This is a genomic window from Nocardia sp. NPDC050717 (genome assembly GCF_040654275.1).
In the GTDB taxonomy this organism is placed as follows: domain Bacteria; phylum Actinomycetota; class Actinomycetes; order Mycobacteriales; family Mycobacteriaceae; genus Nocardia.
In genome coordinates, this window is the sequence record NZ_JBFAHR010000016.1 from 18,414 (window position 1) to 35,539 (window position 17,126).

Sequence of the window (17,126 nt, forward strand, 5' to 3'; positions counted from 1 at the left end):
GTGCCGTACGCTGAGGCACGCGAGTGTCTTTCGAGGACCACTGTGCGCCGGGGTTGAATGCGTACGGTATCCGATGACGGAGTCGCCCGTGCTGAGTTCGATCACCAGCAAGTGTGGCGGTCCGTGCGATACTTACCCGGTATCCTTCGTCGCCTCGTCGCGGTGATCTCGCAGCGTACCGAAAGTTCCAATGTCCGCAACCGACCACAATCCGTCCGGAGCAAATCCACATATGCCCACCACCGTCACCTCGCCGCAGGTAGCCGTCAACGACATCGGCTCCGCCGAGGACTTCCTCGCCGCCATCGACGCCACGATCAAGTACTTCAACGATGGCGACATCGTCGAGGGAACCATTGTCAAGGTCGATCGTGACGAGGTCCTGCTCGACATCGGTTACAAGACCGAAGGCGTCATCCCCTCCCGCGAACTCTCCATCAAGCACGATGTCGACCCCAACGAGGTCGTTTCCGTGGGCGATGAGGTCGAGGCCCTGGTTCTCACCAAGGAGGACAAGGAAGGCCGCCTGATCCTGTCGAAGAAGCGGGCGCAGTACGAGCGCGCGTGGGGCACGATCGAGGAGCTCAAGGAGAAGGACGAGGCCGTCAAGGGCACCGTCATCGAGGTCGTCAAGGGCGGCCTGATCCTCGACATCGGTCTCCGCGGCTTCCTGCCCGCCTCGCTCGTCGAGATGCGTCGTGTCCGCGACCTCCAGCCGTACGTCGGCAAGGAGATCGAGGCCAAGATCATCGAGCTCGACAAGAACCGCAACAACGTGGTCCTGTCGCGTCGCGCCTGGCTCGAGCAGACCCAGTCCGAGGTCCGTTCCGAGTTCCTGCACCAGCTGCAGAAGGGCCAGGTCCGCAAGGGTGTGGTCTCCTCGATCGTCAACTTCGGTGCCTTCGTGGACCTGGGTGGCGTCGACGGTCTGGTGCACGTCTCCGAGCTGTCCTGGAAGCACATCGACCACCCGTCCGAGGTCGTCGAGGTCGGCAACGAGGTCACCGTCGAGGTTCTCGACGTCGACCTGGACCGCGAGCGCGTCTCCCTCTCGCTCAAGGCCACCCAGGAAGACCCGTGGCGTCAGTTCGCCCGCACCCACGCGATCGGCCAGATCGTGCCGGGCAAGGTCACCAAGCTGGTTCCGTTCGGTGCGTTCGTGCGCGTCGAAGAGGGCATCGAGGGCCTGGTGCACATCTCCGAGCTGGCCGAGCGCCACGTCGAGGTCCCGGACCAGGTTGTCGCCGTCGGCGACGACGCGATGGTCAAGGTCATCGACATCGACCTGGAGCGTCGCCGGATCTCGCTGTCGCTGAAGCAGGCCAACGAGGACTACCACGCCGAGTTCGACCCGTCGAAGTACGGCATGGCCGACAGCTACGACGACGCGGGCAACTACATCTTCCCCGAGGGCTTCGATCCCGAGACCAACGAATGGCTCGAGGGCTTCGACAAGCAGCGGGAAGAGTGGGAAGGCCGCTACGCCGAGGCCGAGCGTCGCCACAAGATGCACACCGCGCAGATGGAGAAGATGGCCGCCGACGCCGCCGCCGAGGCCGCCAACGGCGGTGCCACCTCGGGCAACTACTCCTCCGAGAGCGGCTCGCAGGCCTCCTCCGGCCCGGCCGAGTCCGCCGGCGGTTCGCTCGCCAGCGACGCGCAGCTCGCGGCTCTGCGGGAGAAGCTCTCCGGCAACGCCTGATTCGGGTAGAGCAGTACCGAAGGCCCCGGTCCACACGGACCGGGGCCTTCGGGCATTTTCCGGGGGCTGATCACCGTGGGCACGACCCGGCGCACGACAAGGAGCGGGCCCGGCGAGAAGTCGCCGGGCCCGCTCGAGTCTGCGCGCGATCAGCTCGCGGCGGCGGGCACCCAGTAGTTCGAACTCATGCTGGGGCGTTTGCGCATCGCGGCGAAGCTGTGTCTGGCGGGGGAGATCAGGGCGGTGAACCACGATCGGCGGTATTCGGCGAGAGTCGCCGCGACAGCGGGGAATTCGACGCAATGCACACCGCCGGGCATGCCCAGGCGGTGGCGAGCCGTCCGGTGGTCTGTGGTGCCCATGATCATCCTTCGGTAGCTGGAGCTGGCCTTCTCGCCTGCGCGAAGGTTAGTCGACGCGACGCGCCGAACCCCGGATTTTGCGTTTTGGCCCCCTGGCGTGTCGGATTGATGCCGTTTCTTGCGCGATCCCCGGTTCTGCGAGACTGTGACCCATGTTGCGGATCGGCCTCACCGGAGGCATGGGAGCGGGTAAATCCACAGTGGCGCGGACCCTGGTCGAGCTCGGGGCGGTCCTGATCGACTCCGACGTGATCGCGCGCGAGGTCGTCGCACCGGGGACGCCGGGACTGGCCGCGCTGGTCGAGGCCTTCGGCGCGGAGATCCTCGCCGACGACGGCAGCCTGAACCGGCCCGCCCTGGCCGCGGTGGCCTTCGCCGACGACGAGTCGCGGGGCAAGCTCAACGCCATCACCCACCCGCTCGTCGGCGCCCGCACCACCGAGCTGATCGGCGCGGCCCCCGCGGACGCCATTGTGGTGCAAGACATCCCGCTGCTGGTGGAGAACGGGCTCGCGCCGCTCATGCAACTGGTACTCGTGGTCGGCGCCGAGGTGGAGACCCGGCTGCGCAGGCTGGTGGAGCACCGTGGCATCGACGAGGCCGACGCGCGGACGCGGATCGCCGCGCAGGCCACCGACGATCAGCGCCACGCGGTCGCCGATGTCTGGCTGGACAACAACGGCGCCCCCGAGATCGTCGAGGCCCAGGTGCGCGCGCTGTGGGAGCGGCGGCTGGTGCCGTTCGAACGCAATCAGCGCGAGGGAGTGCGGGCCGGGACCGACTACCGGCTGGTGCCCGCGGATCCGGAATGGGCCGCGCAGGCGCGCCGGATCATCGCCCGGCTGCACCTGGTGTGCGGCGCGTCGGCGGTGCGCATCGACCATGTCGGGTCGACGGCGGTGCCGGGGCTGCCCGCCAAGGACGTCATCGACGTCCAGGTGACGGTGGCGGACCTGACCACGGCCGAGTCGCTGGCCGGAGCGCTGGCGGCCGCGGGCTTCCCGCTCGCGCCGCAGGTGACCCACGACAATCCGAAGCCGACGCCCGGTGACCCGGCGGGCGCCGATGTCGGCCGGTGGGGCAAGCGCCTGCACGGCAATGCCGACCCCGCGCGTCCGGCGAACATCCATCTGCGCGTTCAGGATTCGCCGGGCCAGCGCTTCGCGCTCGACCTGCGTGACTGGTTGCGGGCCGAGGAGTCCGCGCGCCGGGACTACCTGGCCGTCAAGCGCGAGGCCGAACAGGCGGCCGCGGACAAAGCGGGCGAGGCGGCGGCGGAGGCGTACTACGCGGTGAAGGAGCCCTGGTTCGACGCGGTGTATCCAGCTGTCACCGCGTGGGCTCGCGCCCGCGCGTAACCAGCCCCGCAACTGTTAAACATCAATGTTTCGGAAACCCGTCGATCGAGGTCACGCGCTGTGTACATTGTGGCGGGTCACCAAGGGGTGACTCGATTCACAGGGAAGTTGTAGCGCGTATGACATCACATCACCGTCAGCTCGGCCGTGCGGGCTTCGGACTCACTGCCTTCGGTGCCGTCGCCGCCAGCGTCGTGCTGGCCGCCCCGCAGGCCTCGGCCTGGGTCGGCAACCTCGGTGTGGCCGGCACCGACCACAAGGTGGGCTGCAGTTACAAGCTGACCGCCAGCGTCGAGGTCGACCGGCTCACCTCGGTGAAGTTCACCGACAACGGGGTCGACATCCCGGGCAGCCCGGTCTCGCCGTCGCTGCTGTCGGGCACCGTGAGCATCACCTGGAAGCCGACCACCGCGGGCCAGCACAAGCTCGAGGCCCGTCAGCTGCTGATCAGCGACTCGATCACGGTGACAGTGGGCGAGTCCTCCGCGACCGGCAGCCTGGGCTGCGGCGGCGGGCTGGCGGATCTGTTCCCGAGCCTGTCGGCGGGCTGACCCGGCCGCCCGGCGGAACGACGACCGCCCGGACCCGATCGCGGGTCCGGGCGGTCTGTTCGTCTCAGCGCCAGGTGATGGTCATGCCACGGCCGGCCAGCCAGGCCTCGAGTGAGTGTCCGTGGGCGGCCATGCCGTCGATCGCGGCGGTCGCGTGCTGGACGGCGGCCTGGCAGGCCGCCGTGTCGAGCAGCCCGTCGGCGTGCGCGGCCAGGAGTTCGTCCACATCGACGAGTTCGACCTCGCGGCCCGTGCGCACCAGCAGGTCCAGATAGTGGTCGACGGACTTGTACAGCGTGGCCGACTCCCTGGTGAACGCGCCGACGTCGACGTAGACGTCCTGCCACTGGTCCACGCCCGGGTTGTACTGGAATTTCGTCGCCCGCAGCGACAGCTCGGGCAGCACCCACGACTCGAGGTAGTGGAAGTTCGCGTGATCGGAGTGGCGGGCCATGTACAGACCCCACGGCTCCTCGCGATAGACCTCCACCGGGCGGACGAATCCCTTGGGGTCGGTGTTCGTCCGCGCCGCGATATCGAAGTACTCGATCTTGGGCGGATGCACGTGCACGGTGGATGCCTGCGTCATGACCGGGAAATCTACCGGCGACGAGGCGTGCGCGCCCGGTCGCGTCACATCCAGGTGAGTGCGATGTTCCCGGCGCGCAGCCACCGTTCGACGTCGTGATCGTGCGCGGCCAGCCCGTCGAGCACCGTGGCGGCCCGTTCGAACGCCCGGTCGGCCGAGGCGGTGTCGACCTGGCCCGCGGCGTGGGCGGCCAGCAGTTCGCCGGTGCCGAGCAGCGTCGCCGAGCGGCCGCGCCGCACCGCGACGTCGAGGAAGTAGTCGGTGGCCCGCCAGCGTTTGGGCCCGATCCGCTCGACCTCGACGATGTCGAGCACATAGTCGTGGCTGCGGTGATGACCTGGGCTGTCGTGCGCGACGGTCGCGCGGACACCTGGTTCGGGCAGCAGCCAGCACTCCTCGTAGCGGGCCCGCGGGCCGACCGTGCGGGCGAGGTAGAGCCCCCACGGCTGGACCTCGTACCGGTCGACGGGCCGGATGAAGCCCCTGGTGTCGGTGCTGGTGAGTTCGGCCACGTCGAAGAACTCCACCCTGGGCCTGCCCGGCGGCGCGGCGGTGGGCGCCGCGACGGCCCGCGGCTGCGGGCCGCGGATCTCGCGCGCGAAGTATCCCGCGAATCCGGTGACCGCCGGAGCCGCGACGAGCAGGGGAAGCAGTGCGCTCATGGCCTTGTCCTTCACCACGTGCCGATGATCAGACCAAGGGTACGCCGGATCGGTGCGCCCGCACGGGGTCCGCGCTGCCCCCTTGGTATGAATGGTCTTGCGACATGGGATCTTTCGGACACAGCCGCGCGACGCCGGAAGGTTGCCCGAACGCGGCGCGTTCCGGTCGCGAGGTGCCCGGACCTGGCGATCGGCGCGGCGGGACCGGATCGCCACGATGCTGCGAGCCGTCGGACCGCGCTCGCCGCGCTCCGCGACCCATCCGGCGCGATGAGCGGAAATTCATCGGGACGACACCGGAGCGCGCGCGGACCGGCGGCGTGGCGGGCTGGCGTGTCGCCGCGGCGGCGCTGCTCGTCGCGACTTGTCGGTGGTCGCGCCTAACCTGGTAGTCATGGCATTCGCAACCGAGATCCCGGCGGAAGGGTATGAGGACCGGGGGCATCCCCTCGCCCATTCCGAGCATCGCCCCGTCGGCACCATCGAGCGTGCGGGCGGGAAGTTCGAGGTGGTCAGCGAGCACAAGCCCGCAGGCGACCAGCCCGCCGCCATCGCCGAGCTCGAGCGGCGGATCACCGCGGGGGAGAAGGACGTCGTCCTGCTCGGCGCCACCGGTACCGGTAAGTCGGCGACCACGGCGTGGCTGATCGAGAAGCTGCAGCGGCCGACGCTGGTGATGGCGCCGAACAAGACCCTGGCCGCCCAGCTGGCCAACGAGTTGCGGGAGATGTTGCCGCACAACGCGGTCGAGTACTTCGTCTCGTACTACGACTACTATCAGCCCGAGGCCTACATCGCCCAGACCGACACCTACATCGAGAAGGACAGCTCGATCAACGACGACGTCGAGCGGCTCCGGCACTCGGCGACCTCGAGCCTGCTCTCGCGCCGCGACGTGGTCGTGGTGGCGTCGGTGTCGTGCATCTACGGCCTCGGCACCCCGCAGTCCTACCTGGACCGTTCGGTCCAGCTCGAGGTCGGCACCGAGATCGACCGCGACGCGCTGCTGCGCCTGCTCGTCGACGTGCAGTACACCCGCAACGACATGGCGTTCACCCGCGGCTCGTTCCGGGTCAGGGGCGACACCGTGGAGATCATCCCGTCCTACGAGGAGCTCGCGGTCCGCATCGAGTTCTTCGGTGACGAGATCGAGGCGCTCTACTACCTGCACCCGCTCACCGGTGACGTCGTGCGCCAGGTCGACTCGCTGCGCATCTTCCCGGCCACCCATTACGTGGCGGGTCCGGAGCGGATGGAGCGCGCGGTCGCCGACATCGAGGCCGAGCTGGCCACGCGGCTCGCGGAGCTGGAGAAGCAGGGCAAGCTGCTCGAGGCCCAGCGGCTGCGCATGCGCACCGAATACGACCTGGAGATGATCCGGCAGGTCGGGTTCTGCTCCGGCATCGAGAACTATTCGCGCCACATCGACGGCCGCCCCGCGGGATCGGCGCCGGCGACGCTGCTGGACTACTTCCCCGACGACTTCCTGCTCGTCGTCGACGAATCGCACGTCACCGTGCCGCAGATCGGCGGCATGTTCGAAGGGGACATGTCCCGCAAACGCAACCTGGTCGAGTTCGGGTTCCGGTTGCCGTCCGCGGTCGACAACCGCCCGCTGACCTGGGAGGAGTTCGCCGATCGGATCGGCCAGGCGGTGTATCTGTCCGCGACGCCCGGCCCGTACGAGCTCGGTCAGGTCGGCGGCGAGGTCGTCGAGCAGGTGATCCGCCCGACCGGCCTGGTCGATCCACAGGTCGTGGTGAAGCCGACCAAGGGCCAGATCGACGACCTGGTGCACGAGATCCGCGGGCGCACCGAGCGCGACGAGCGCGTCCTGGTCACCACCCTGACCAAGAAGATGGCCGAGGACCTCACCGACTATCTGCTGGGGCTCGGCGTGCGGGTGCGGTACCTGCACTCCGAGATCGACACCCTGCGCCGCGTCGAGCTGCTGCGGCAGCTGCGGCTGGGCGAATACGACGTGCTGGTCGGCATCAACCTGCTGCGCGAGGGTCTCGACCTGCCCGAGGTGTCGCTGGTGGCGATTCTCGACGCCGACAAGGAGGGGTTCCTGCGCTCGAGCACCAGCCTCATCCAGACCATCGGCCGTGCGGCGCGCAACGTCTCCGGCGAAGTGCACATGTACGCCGACAAGATCACCGACTCGATGCGGCACGCGATCGACGAGACCGACCGGCGCCGGGCCAAGCAGATCGCCTACAACGAGGCCAATGGCATCGACCCGCAGCCGCTGCGCAAGAAGATCGCCGACATCCTCGACCAGGTGTATCAGGAGGCCGACGACGAGGTGGCCGTCGGCGGTTCCGGCCGCAACGTCAGCCGCGGCAGGCGCGCCCAGGGCGAGCCGGGCCGCGCGGTGAGCGCGGGCATCTACGCCGAACGCGATGTGAAGTCGATGCCGCGCGCCGAGCTGGCCGACCTGGTCGCCTCGCTCACCGAGCAGATGATGAACGCGGCGCGCGAGCTCCAGTTCGAGCTCGCGGGCCGTCTGCGCGACGAGATCGCCGACCTGAAGAAGGAACTACGCGGCATGGACGCCGCGGGTCTGAGCTAGGGATGCGGGTACCGGGGACCGTGGGACGGCCGTCGGCTCGGCGCCGACGGCCGCGAACCCGGCGGCTAGCCCTGCTCGGCCATCCAGGCGGCGATCCTGCGGTCGGCTTCCTCGCGCGAGATCTCCTCGAGCCGGGTGAGCACCGCCCAGCGGTGGCCGAACGGGTCGATGACCACGCCGAAGCGCTCGCCGTTGACGAAGGTCTGCGGCTCCTCGGCGCTGCGGGCGCCCTGCGCGATCGCCCGGGCGACGACGGCGTCGACATCGGGGCAGTAGTGCACGATCGAGGTGTGCACCCAGTCCCCGGGCGCGAGCACGTTGTTCTCGGGGATGGGCATTCCGAGCTGGATGGTCGAATCGCCGATCAGCAGTTCGGCGTGCGCGGGCTGGCCGTCGGGCCGATCGGCCCGGCTGAGCAGCTTCGCGCCGAAGACCTCGGTATAGAAGTCGATGGCGGCGTTGCCGTCCGGCACGGCGAGGAAGCAGCTGATGGAGTGGTAGCCCTCCGGGATGGGCGCGACGGGGTTGGTCATGGATTCGATCTTCGTCGGCGCCGCGGTCGGGGTCTTGTAAGAACGCGACAGATCGGATGACCGCGGTGACCGTGCCGGAACCCGGTGACATGAAGGGCATCCTGCACCCGGGTGAGCAGGCCAGGCACCGATCGCTGGACCGGCTCGCGGTGGGCCCCGGGCTGTCGGAGTTCGCCGACCGGTACTGGGTCGTGCGCTGGGATCTGCGCGGTAGGCCCGCCTACCGCGCCGAGGTGCTGTCGTTCCCGTGCGTCAACGTGACCTTCGAGCGCACGCACACCCGCACCGGTGGGTTCGTCAACGGCGTGTGCACGACGAAGTACGTGCGTGAGCTCGCGGGGGAGGGCGAGACCTTCGGTCTCCGGTTCCGGCCCGGCGGCTTCGGCGCGTTCACCGGCACGGATGTCGGTGTGCTGCGCGATGATTCGGCCCCGCTCACCGATGTCCTGCCCGAGGCGGACGGGCTGGCCGAACGAGTCCTCGCGGAGCCGAGCGACCTGCGCAGGCGCGCGATCGTCGAGGAGTTCTTCACCGGTCGCGGGCGTGGCGAGGATCCACGGTTCGCGCAGGTGTCGCGGATCGTGGCGGCGATGGCCGCGGACCCCGAGCTCACCCGCGTCGACCAGGTGACCGAGCGGTTCGCCGTTCCGGTGCGCAGCCTGCAACGATTGTTCCGCCGCTATGTCGGCGCCGGACCGAAGTGGGTGCTGTGCCGGTTTCGTCTGCAGGACGCGGCCGATCTGCTCGCGCGGGGCGAGCGCGTCGATCTCGCGGAACTCGCCGCCCGGCTCGGCTATTTCGATCAGGCGCATTTCAGCCGGGAGTTCACCGCCGAGATCGGGATGACGCCGACCGAATACGCGCGCTCCGCCGCACGGTAGGACGATGCGTCGGTGTGATGGAAGTCCTACTCGCGCAGCGCCGTTGATTGTGTTGTGATAGACCACAGTTTTTGTGATCCGCCGTTCGATTCGCGCAGGTGGATTCGCCGATGGTCGCGAACAGCACCCGCACCAGCGAATACCAGGGCGAACACTCACTGTGTGATCTGTCGCGATTTCTGATAAATCGGCCTGTTTTGGCGTTAGGGTCGACGCAATTGCCGCGCTGACGCTCGATTCCCGGGTCGTTCATCGTCGGCACCGACCAAGTTGGAGGAGAGATGACCGCCTACCGGACCATTGTCGTCGGTACTGATGGCTCGGATTCGTCGTACGTCGCGGTGGAGAAGGCCGCGGCGCTCGCTGCCGACGCGGACGCGACTCTCGTGCTGGCCTGCGCCTACTTCCCGACCGATGATCGCGATGTCGCCGCCGCGGCCGACGTCCTCAAGGACGAGGCGTACCAGGTGCGTGGTTCCGCGCCGACCAACGAGATCCTGCACATCGCACGGGAGAAGGCCGTCGCCGCCGGTGCGAAGAACATCACCGAGCGCGCGATCGTCGGCGAGCCGGTGGATTCGCTGCTCGATCTCGTCAACGACACGAAGGCCGACCTGCTGGTCGTCGGTAACCGGGGCCTGAACACCCTCACCGGCCGCCTGCTCGGTTCGGTCCCCTCGGACGTCGCCCGCAAGTCGCGCTCGGACGTCCTGATCGTGCACACCGTGCGCTAGCACGTCGAACACCCGAGGGCGCCGCGTGATCGCGGCGCCCTCGCGTCGTTTCCGGCGGATCGGGCCGGCCACGGCGACGCACGACACGGAATTCGATGCCGGGAGCACGGATGCCGCCGCGCTTACGCGAGGCGGGACAGCACCTCGGGTAGCTCCTCGGTGTGCACGACCGACAGTCGCTGGGTCGCGCGGGTGAGCGCGACGTAGAGGTCGTTGAGTCCACGCGGGGACTCGGTGAGCATCTGCTGCGGTTCCACCAGGTACACGCGGTCGAACTCGAGGCCCTTGGCGTCGTGCACGGTGAGGACCTGCACGGATTCACCCGCCAGCGAGGACAATTCGCCGATCAGCGCGGCGGGGGCGAGGACCGCGCTGGTGCCGGGCCCGTGCTCGGCGTCGAGCAGCCGCGCGAGTTCGCCGGTCACCTCGTCCGGCCGCACCCGGTACGCGCGCGGCGGATGACCGGAGTCGCGGACCGAGCGCGGCACCTGGACGCCGGGATCGATCGCGGCCAGCACATCGGCGGCGACGGCCATGATCTCGGCGGGCGTGCGGTAGTTCACGGTGAGCTCGGTGAGCTTCCAGCGTTGCGCCACATAGGGTTCCAGCACACGCTGCCACGACGACGCGCCCGCCGGGTCACCGGTCTGGGCCACGTCGCCGACCACGGTGATCCACCGGTTCGGGATGCGCCGCATCACCATGCGCCAGGCCATCGCCGACAGTTCCTGCGCCTCGTCGACGATCACGTGCCCGTAGGTCCAGGTGCGATCGCCCGCGGCGCGTTCGGCGGTGGTCTGGCGGTTGCCGAATTCCTGGCGCTGGGCCAGCTGGGAGGCATCGATGAGGTCGTAGGCCATGAGGATCTCGGGGTCGAGTTCGTCTTCGATGTCCTGCGGCGCCGAGCCGGTGAGGATGTCGAGCGCGTCCTGGGCCTCGGCCAGCTGGGCTCGCCAGCGGCGGCGGGCGCGTTCGCGTTCCTCGGTGTCGTCGACGCCGAGCAGCTCGGCCAGCTCGTCGAGCAGGGGCGCGTCGGCCGCGCCGAAGGTGCCGTCGTCGGAGCGCACGAGCTCGGCGCGGTCCTCGGGGCTCAGTGCCTTCGCCGCGCGGTCGAGCCGGGCCGGGTCGGCGAGCAGGTCGGCCAGCACCTCCTGCGGCGACAGGATCGGCCACAGTGCGCTGATCGCGGCCTGCACCTGCGGGTCGGCGCGCATCTCGTCGCCGATCTCGCTCAGATCGGCGGAGCTGAGCAGGCTCGTGCCGCCGGACAGGTCGGCGCCCATGGTGGCCGCGAGCTGATCGGTGAGCGCGTCGATGACCGAGGACGCGAAGATCGGCCGGGCCAGGTTGTGCGGGCGGCGCGAGGAGCGGGCGCGGCCGCGCGCCTTGGTCGCGATCTTGCGGTCCAGCGTCACCGGATAGCCGTCGAAGGTGAGCCGGACCGGCTGTGCCGGGACTTCCTGGCGGTCGCGGACGGCCTGCTTGAGCACCTCGAGCATGTCGAGCGAACCCTTGATCTCGCCCGCGCGCAGCGAATCCTCGCGCACCGCCTTCACGCCGGGGTAGAGATCGCCGATGGTGGACAGCAGCACACCGGTCTCACCGAGCGAGGGCAGCACCTGGCCGATGTAGTCGAGGAAGGTGGCGTTCGGGCCGATGATCAGCACGCCGCTCTTGGCCAGCTGCTGCCGGTAGGTGTAGAGCAGGTAGGCGGCGCGGTGCAGCGCGACCGCGGTCTTTCCGGTGCCGGGGCCGCCCTGCACCACCAGCACGCTCTTGTGCTCGGACCGGATGATCGCGTCCTGCTCGGACTGGATCGTCTCCACGATGTCGTTCATGTGCCCGGTGCGGGCGGCGTTGAGCGCCGAGAGCAGCGCGCTCTCACCGCCGACGCCGTCGTCGGTGCCGACCACCCCGTCGGCCTCGGCGGCGGCCAGATCCAGGTACTCGTCGTTGATCGCGGTGACCGATCGGTTGCGCGAGCGGATGTGGCGGCGCCGGACCACGTCCTCGGGATTGGCGGTGGTGGCCAGGTAGAAGGGGCGCGCCAGGGGCGCGCGCCAGTCCAGCAGCAGCGGTTCGTAGTCGTTGTCCTCGTCGAGGATGCCGAGCCTGCCGATGTAGCGCGCCTCGGGCTCGCCGCCGTTCAGATCGATGCGGCCGAAGCACAGACCGTGCTCGGCGGCGTCGTATTTGGCCAGGTCCTCGCTGTAGAGCGCGGTGAACGACTCGCGTTCGCTGCGGGCCTGCGGTGTGCCGCCGGTCTCCAGCAACACGGTCTTGAGCCGGTTCTGCGCGTAGTCGCGCATGCCGTCGAGCCGGGCGTAGAGCACCGAGAGGTACTGCTGTTCCGCGGCGCGATCATCGGCGAGGCGGTCGGGCAAAACAGGACTCCTTTGTCACCGGCGAGAACAGAGTTGTCGAGTCTACTCGGACACGACATCGTCGCCGACGATCGGCGCGAAGTGGTCGACCTGGGGAATCGGGTCGTAGAAGTGGTGCAACAGCGCGCGCCAGCGCTGGTATTCCGGCGAACCGCGGAACCCCTCGGTGTGGTCGGTCAGCGTTTCCCAGCGCACCAGCAGCAGATAGTCGTCCGGGCGCTCGATGCCCTTGGCCAGCGACAAGCCACCGAAACCGGGCATCGACGCGATGATCGGGTAGGCCTCGGCGAAGGCGGCCTCGAAGGCGTCGGCGAGTCCGGGGCGAACGGGCAGCATCGCGTGTTCGACGATCACGCCGACCAGTCTGTCAGGAGGCGTGGGTGTTGTTCGAGCGTCGATTCTGACCGAGACCGAGGTCACGATGGCCCGCGGGCTTGTCGCGGTACATCGCCAGGTCGGCATCGTGCAGGACGGCCTCGGGGGTGCGGTGTTCGTGCGGGCCCAGCTCGGTGATGCCGAGCGAGGCGCTCACCTCCAGGCGGTGGCCGCGGGCGATGATGGGCTCGCCGATCGTGGCGCGCAGCCGATCGATCAGCGCGGGCAGGTCGGCTCGCTGGGGATGGCCTGCGAGCAGGATCAGGAACTCGTCGCCGCCGAGGCGCCCGACCAGGTCCTCGGCGCGCAGGGCGCGCTGCAGCCGCTGCGCCACGATCTGCAGCACGGTGTCACCGATGGCGTGGCCGAGGGTGTCGTTGATCGCCTTGAAGCCGTCGAGGTCGAGGAACAGCACTGTGGTGACCGTGTCGCCGCCGTCGTCGTCGAGCGCGGTCGCGAGCTGCGACAGGATCAGCGAACGGTTGGCCAGGCCGGTCAGCGCGTCGTGGGTGGCCTGGTATTCGAGCTGGCGGCGGCTCTCGCGGAAGTCGGTGATGTCGGCGAAGGACGAGACCCCGGAGGAATCGGGGCTGTCGGGGTTGAGCAGCCGGCAATTGCACGACAACCACACCTGCCGTCCGTCGGTGCGTTCCACGCCGAAGACGAAGTGGGTGACCGCCTCGCCAGTGGCCAGGGTGTGCGCCATCGGATGCCGGGTCGCGGGCAGCGGCTGCCCGTTGCGGTCGATCATCGTGGCCGGCAGCTCGTCGATGGTGCGCCCGACCACCTGCGCCCCGTCGTCGAGTCCGAGAATCCGCTTCCCCGCCGGGTTGATCGACTCGAGCCTGCCCTTGCGGTCGACGACGAGCACACCCTCCTCCAGCTGCGACACCACGGTGGTGAAGTGCGCCTCGGCCCGCCGCGCCGACGCCTCGGCGGCGCGCTGCGCGGTCAGGTCGTGCACCACCACCTGGTAGGCGAGCTCGTCCTGCCACGCGGTGAGTACCGAGACCGTCTGCACCGGCACGGTGCGGCCGTCGACGCGCACCAGATCCATCTCGGTCGGCGGGGAGGCGGCGCCCTCGGCGGTCAGCTGGGCGATGCGGTCGAGCATGGCGGGCACCGAATCGCGGTGCACGAAGGTCGTGATGGACAGCCCGAGCAGGTCGGCGGGCGAATGCGCGCCGAGCAGCCGCACCATCGCCGGGTTGACGTAGACGATGGTGCCCGCCTCGTGCACGCAGATCGCGTCGGGCATGTGCTCGACCAGCGAGCGGTAACGCTGCGCGAGTTGCTCGGCGTTTGCCGTCTCGGCGTGCGCTTCTGCCATGCGTTACCCCCGATCTCGACGTTGCCCGGCTGTGAACGGGACTAAGGTGGAGACGTGCTTCCCAGCGGCATGAACCACCCCCTCGATTCTATGTCGATCGCCGGGCTCGGTGTCGTCTCCGGCTACGGGTGGGGACGCGAACGGCTCTGGCGGGGGATAACCGGCGGGAAACCAGCCGCCGGTTTGTACCCCGGATACGGCCCAGGACGCGATGAGCACGCCTGGGTGGGCCGGATCCCCGCCAGCCCGGAGCCCACCGACAATGCCGGACTGTTCGGGCGCGCCGTGCGCGCGGCGGCCGTCGAGGCGATCACCGACGCCGAGACCCGCGGCTGGCGCCGGGCGGGCCGCACGGTGGGCCTGGTCCACGCGATCACCCTCGGCGACGTCGCCGACTGGCGCGACTTCTATCTCGTCGACGGCGGGCATCGGCGCTCCCGCGACTACCTGCCCCTGCTGCCCTCGACGCCGATCTCGGTCGTGATGCAGGAGTTCGGCTTCCACGGCCCGGCGATGAACGTCTCGGCGGCGTGCAGTTCGGGCGCGGCCGCCCTGCTCACGGCGCAGCTGTGGCGGGCCGCCGGACTGGTCGACGACGTCCTGTGCCTCACCACCGACATCTCGGCGACGCCGGAGATGCTCGAACACTTCGTCGGCATGGGCGCCGCCGTCGCACATCTCGACCCGTTCACCGCGTGCAGGCCCTTCCAGGCGGACACGCACGGCTTCGTCATGGCCGAGGCGTCGGTGGCGTTCCTGCTCAGCGACGCCGTCGACGCGCCGTACGCCCGGGTGCTCGGCGGTGCGATGACCAACGACGCGTACCACGTGGTCTCGGTCGACCCGGAGCACACCCAGATCATCGCCTGCGCGCGGCGCGCGCTCACCGCCGCCGGGATCGACGCGGGCGAGGTGGCCTACGTCAACGCGCACGGCACCGGCACCCGTCAGTGCGACGCCGCCGAACGCGACGTGCTCACGACCGTCTTCGCTGACCGCCCCGCCGTCACCGCGCTCAAGCCGCTCACCGGCCACTGCCAGGGTGCCGCCGCGGCGGTGGAGGTCGCCGCGATCGCGCTGTCCTACGAGCGCGAGCTGGCGGTGTCGGCGCCGATCGTGGCACCCGCGCATCCGCGCCTGCTCGACGGCACCGCGCCGATGACGGGCGGGCTCACGGTGAAACTGTCGATGGGGATGGGTGGCAACAACGCCGCGGTCGTGCTCGGTCCGGCCTGAGCGCGGTCAGTCCTCGCCGGCCTCGGGACCACCGGCGAGCTCGTAGCCGTCGGTAGCCGGCGCGTCCTGGGGGAGCGGGACCGCCCAGCGCAGCCGGGTGCCCGGCATATCCGGGTGATTGCCGTCGGCGTCGGGCCGCTTCGCCGGTCCGATCTCGAAGCGCCCGCCCGCTTCCTGCGCGCGCTGCTCGAGATTGCGCAGCCCGCTGCGGATCACGTGATTGGGGATGCCCCAGCCGTTGTCGGTGACCGCGATGGACAGGTCGTCGGCGACCTCGATGACGATCGCGACCGTATCGGCCCCGGAGTGGCGCACCGCGTTGCTCACCGCCTCGCGCACCACCGCCTCGGCGTGGTCGGCCAGCTGCGGGTCGAGCACCGACAGCGGCCCCGACACCTGGATCGTGGCGCGCAGCGCGATGTCGGCGGTCTGGCGCCGGATCGCCAGCTCGAGCCGCTGCTGCAGCCCCGCGCTGTGTTCGGGACCGCTGGCGTGCAGGTCGAAGATGGAGGTCCGGATCTCCTGCACCACCTCCTGCAGGTCCATGATCACGGTCGAGAGTCGTTGGCGCACTTCGGGAACCACGGCCTTGGGCAGGGTGGCCTGAACGGTGAGGCCGATCGCGAACAGGCGCTGGATCACGTGGTCGTGCAGGTCGCGGGCGATGCGGTCGCGGTCGGCGACGATGTCGAGTTCGCGCATCCGGCGTTGCGCATCGGCCAGCCGCACGGCCAGCGCGGCCTGATCGCAGAAGGCCGCGGTGAGCTCGAGCATCTCGTCGGAGTACGGCGCGAAGCCGGGCGGGCGGATGGTCACCAGCACGCCGAGGGTGGCGTCGGGAGTGCACAGCGGCAACACGAGAGCCGGTCCGGCGCCCGGTGATTCGGCGCCGGCGAACTCGACACCGAGCGTCGCGGACGACAGGTCGTCGAAGCGCAGGGGAGTGCGCCTGCTGAACGCGTCGCCGAGCGCGGTGCCCGCGATCGGCACGGTCTGCCAGTCCTGCCCGGCGTCGGGACCGGTCCACTGCGTGATCACCAGTTCCGAGATCTCCGCGGGTGATTCGTCCGGTACCGGTACCGAGGCCAGGAAGGCCTGGTGCGAGCCGGTGAGCCCGCGCGCGTGGTCGACCACGTGGGCCAGCACCCGGTCCGACTCGGTGCCTGCGAGGAATTCGGTGGCGATGTCGCGGGTCGCCTCGATCCACGCCTGCCTGGTGCGCGCCTGCTCGTAGAGGCGCGCGTTGTCGACCGCGATCCCGGCCGCGGCGGCGAGGGCGAGCACGAGGACCTCGTCCTCCTCGGTGAAGGGCTGCCCGTCGGACTTCTCGGTGAGATACAGACTGCCGAAGACCTTGTCCCGGATCCGCACCGGCACACCGAGAAACGTGTGCATCGGCGGGTGGCCCGCCGGGAATCCGACCGAGGTCGCGTGTTCGGTGAGATCGTCGAGACGCAGCGGCGCCTTCTGCGCGAACACCGCGCCGAGCACGCCGTGGCCCGCGGGTAATCGCTCGATCCGATCGCGGATGTGTTCGGGCATGCCCTCGTCGATGAACTGCGAGACCTGCTGACCGTGTCCGCGCACCGCCAGCGCGCCGTAGCGGGCGTCGACCAGATTCATCGCGGTCCGCACGATCGTGCGCAGGGTGTCGTCGAGATCCAGGCCCGCGGTGACCGTGAGCATGGCCTCCACGAGGCCGTCCATCCGGTCGCGCGAGCCGATCATCCCCTCGACGCGGTCGGCCACTTCGCCCAGCAGGGCGCGCAATCGCTGTTGCGAGGCGGTCCGGCCCACCGAATAGCGGCCACCCCGACCGTCATTCGTCATCGCCGTCATCCCCTCGCCGCGCCG

At 69.6% G+C, this 17,126-nt stretch carries 15 protein-coding genes; 7 read left to right on the top strand and 8 right to left on the bottom strand.

Going from position 1 to position 17,126, the window contains the following annotated elements; translation table 11 throughout:
• Window positions 1-232: 232 nt before the first annotated feature.
• Window positions 233-1,702 (top strand): 30S ribosomal protein S1, encoded by a 1,470-nt coding sequence (gene rpsA / locus AB0H56_RS26400; protein ID WP_232997905.1) that lies wholly within the window; start codon window positions 233-235, stop codon window positions 1,700-1,702.
• A 149-nt stretch (window positions 1,703-1,851) separates the two neighbouring features.
• Here rpsA and AB0H56_RS26405 read toward each other — a convergent pair whose 3' ends face one another.
• Window positions 1,852-2,064, bottom strand: coding sequence for a hypothetical protein (locus AB0H56_RS26405; RefSeq protein ID WP_110040548.1), 213 nt, complete (start codon window positions 2,062-2,064; stop codon window positions 1,852-1,854).
• 152 nt (window positions 2,065-2,216) lie between these two features.
• Here AB0H56_RS26405 and coaE point away from each other — a divergent pair, with 152 nt between their 5' ends.
• Window positions 2,217-3,422, top strand: a complete 1,206-nt coding sequence (gene coaE, locus AB0H56_RS26410) for a dephospho-CoA kinase (RefSeq protein ID WP_357168099.1) — start codon at window positions 2,217-2,219, stop codon at window positions 3,420-3,422.
• A 119-nt stretch (window positions 3,423-3,541) separates the two neighbouring features.
• Window positions 3,542-3,973, top strand: a complete 432-nt coding sequence (locus AB0H56_RS26415) for a hypothetical protein (protein WP_357168101.1) — start codon at window positions 3,542-3,544, stop codon at window positions 3,971-3,973.
• A 64-nt stretch (window positions 3,974-4,037) separates the two neighbouring features.
• On the opposite strand, the gene AB0H56_RS26420 is transcribed toward AB0H56_RS26415, so the two are convergent.
• A complete protein-coding gene (locus AB0H56_RS26420) occupies window positions 4,038-4,562 on the bottom strand; it encodes a DUF402 domain-containing protein (protein ID WP_357168103.1) in 525 nt (174 codons plus the stop codon).
• A gap of 44 nt (window positions 4,563-4,606) precedes the next feature.
• Window positions 4,607-5,224 carry a DUF402 domain-containing protein gene (locus tag AB0H56_RS26425; protein WP_357168105.1) on the bottom strand — a complete coding sequence of 206 codons (618 nt, stop codon included), beginning with the start codon at window positions 5,222-5,224 and terminating at the stop codon, window positions 4,607-4,609.
• Between the two features lie 394 nt (window positions 5,225-5,618).
• Here AB0H56_RS26425 and uvrB point away from each other — a divergent pair, with 394 nt between their 5' ends.
• Window positions 5,619-7,799, top strand: coding sequence for an excinuclease ABC subunit UvrB (gene uvrB / locus AB0H56_RS26430; protein ID WP_357168107.1), 2,181 nt, complete (start codon window positions 5,619-5,621; stop codon window positions 7,797-7,799).
• A 65-nt stretch (window positions 7,800-7,864) separates the two neighbouring features.
• Here the strand turns inward: uvrB and AB0H56_RS26435 are convergent, their stop codons facing one another.
• A complete protein-coding gene (locus tag AB0H56_RS26435) occupies window positions 7,865-8,332 on the bottom strand; it encodes a VOC family protein (protein ID WP_357168109.1) in 468 nt (155 codons plus the stop codon).
• A gap of 65 nt (window positions 8,333-8,397) precedes the next feature.
• On the opposite strand from AB0H56_RS26435, the gene AB0H56_RS26440 reads away from it, so the two are divergent.
• Together AB0H56_RS26440 and AB0H56_RS26445 are read left to right on the top strand one after the other, a co-directional pair.
• Window positions 8,398-9,213: a helix-turn-helix domain-containing protein gene (locus tag AB0H56_RS26440; protein ID WP_357168111.1), complete on the top strand. Its 816-nt coding sequence runs from the start codon at window positions 8,398-8,400 to the stop codon at window positions 9,211-9,213.
• A 281-nt stretch (window positions 9,214-9,494) separates the two neighbouring features.
• Entirely contained in the window at window positions 9,495-9,947 is a 453-nt protein-coding gene (locus AB0H56_RS26445) for a universal stress protein (RefSeq protein WP_110040443.1), read from the top strand.
• A gap of 122 nt (window positions 9,948-10,069) precedes the next feature.
• On the opposite strand, the gene AB0H56_RS26450 is transcribed toward AB0H56_RS26445, so the two are convergent.
• From AB0H56_RS26450 to AB0H56_RS26460, 3 genes are read right to left on the bottom strand one after another with little or no spacing between them, the layout of a single operon-like run.
• The gene (locus tag AB0H56_RS26450) at window positions 10,070-12,331 is read right to left on the bottom strand and encodes a 3'-5' exonuclease (RefSeq protein ID WP_357168113.1); all 2,262 of its coding nucleotides are present in this window, start codon (window positions 12,329-12,331) and stop codon (window positions 10,070-10,072) included.
• A gap of 42 nt (window positions 12,332-12,373) precedes the next feature.
• On the bottom strand, window positions 12,374-12,685 hold the full coding sequence (locus AB0H56_RS26455; protein ID WP_357168115.1) for an antibiotic biosynthesis monooxygenase: 312 nt from the start codon (window positions 12,683-12,685) through the stop codon (window positions 12,374-12,376).
• Between the two features lie 13 nt (window positions 12,686-12,698).
• Window positions 12,699-14,036 carry a diguanylate cyclase gene (locus AB0H56_RS26460; RefSeq protein ID WP_357168118.1) on the bottom strand — a complete coding sequence of 446 codons (1,338 nt, stop codon included), beginning with the start codon at window positions 14,034-14,036 and terminating at the stop codon, window positions 12,699-12,701.
• 225 nt (window positions 14,037-14,261) lie between these two features.
• Between AB0H56_RS26460 and AB0H56_RS26465 the strand changes: the two genes are divergently transcribed.
• The gene (locus AB0H56_RS26465; protein ID WP_357168120.1) at window positions 14,262-15,272 is read left to right on the top strand and encodes a beta-ketoacyl synthase N-terminal-like domain-containing protein; all 1,011 of its coding nucleotides are present in this window, start codon (window positions 14,262-14,264) and stop codon (window positions 15,270-15,272) included.
• 6 nt (window positions 15,273-15,278) lie between these two features.
• Here AB0H56_RS26465 and AB0H56_RS26470 read toward each other — a convergent pair whose 3' ends face one another.
• On the bottom strand, window positions 15,279-17,102 hold the full coding sequence (locus AB0H56_RS26470; protein WP_357168122.1) for a GAF domain-containing sensor histidine kinase: 1,824 nt from the start codon (window positions 17,100-17,102) through the stop codon (window positions 15,279-15,281).
• Between the last annotated feature and the right edge of the window lie 24 nt (window positions 17,103-17,126).